At 57.5% G+C, this 1,112-nt stretch carries 1 protein-coding gene; it reads right to left on the bottom strand.

Going from position 1 to position 1,112, the window contains the following annotated elements:
* Positions 1–836 (bottom strand): IS630 family transposase (locus AC11W3_RS11700; protein WP_484093065.1); only part of this gene is annotated, 836 nt, incomplete at its 3' end.
* Between the last annotated feature and the right edge of the window lie 276 nt (positions 837–1,112).

The raw sequence follows: 1,112 nt of genomic DNA, 5'->3' as shown, positions 1-1,112 counted from the left end.
TTCAGATCTGGTGAGTAAGGCGGCAGGAAGAACAGCTCGATCCGGTCCTCGTGTTCTTTCAGCCATCTTGCCGTCTCTTTCGACGTATGGTATCTAGCCCGGTCTGCGATGAGGAAGATCTTGCCTTCGATGTCCTGGATCAGGTAGTCCAGGTAGGCGGTGAACAGTGCCGAGTTCATGGATTCAGTGTGAACCATCCAGTGCATGTCGCCGCGCATGCTGATGGCCGATATCATTCCTATTCGCTCGCGTTTCCCGATATGTTCCACGACGGGAGTCTGCCCGACGGGCGCCCAGGTGGTGCCGCCGTGGTGGTCGGTGCGGGATGCCGCCTCATCTGCGAAGTAGATCTTCGCTCCTTCCCGGGCGGCACGCTTCTGGATGGCAGGGAAGGTTTCCTCCGTCCATATCCGCCGTTTTTCCGGGTCGCGTTCCAGTGCCTGGTACACCGGCCGCTGCGGAGAGAATCCGAGCATCTTCAGGATCTTGCCGACGTTCTGCGGCGTGTAGTCGATGCCGAATTCACGTCGGATCAGCTCGCCGGCTATCTTCCTGGTCCACAGGCCGAAATTGAACTGCACCTGGCGGGGGTTCCCCCGGAGCCACGTGTACAGCTGCAGCAGCTGTTTATCAGTCAGCATCCTCTTCCGGCCGGACGCGATTTTCGTGGACAACGCGGCCAGGCCGCCCTCGCGGAACTTGCTTTGCCACTCGTAGACCGATGACTCGGCGACACCCAGGATATCAGCGACTTCCGCCTTGGTATATCCTTGCCGCAGAAGCCGGATAGCGTTAACTCGCTCATCGTTGGTGGACCGCCGTCCCTTGCGCGCCATTCCGCCATTTTAGCATAAATTAGCCAAGGCTCCAGAAACTTAGTTTCTTCTTAAATATTTCACTCGGCGTGTCGCCAGGCTTTTCAGGCTTTCAGGAAATTTCATTCATAAGATCATTGCGCGGGTTCCGGATAAAACTCCTGGAGGATTATGCAAAACCCCGTTTTTCGCAAGCATCCTCGCAGGTCAGAGGCTTGAGGACGGGGAGTTTTGCATAACGCTCAAGGTACAGCGCCAAGCCCAGCCGGAAAACCGGATCGGCCCACAGGCCCGGCC

The organism is Geomonas sp. (assembly GCF_056994735.1).
The sequence above is the reverse complement of the archived record's forward strand: the minus strand, read 5'-3'. Positions and strand labels throughout refer to the sequence as shown.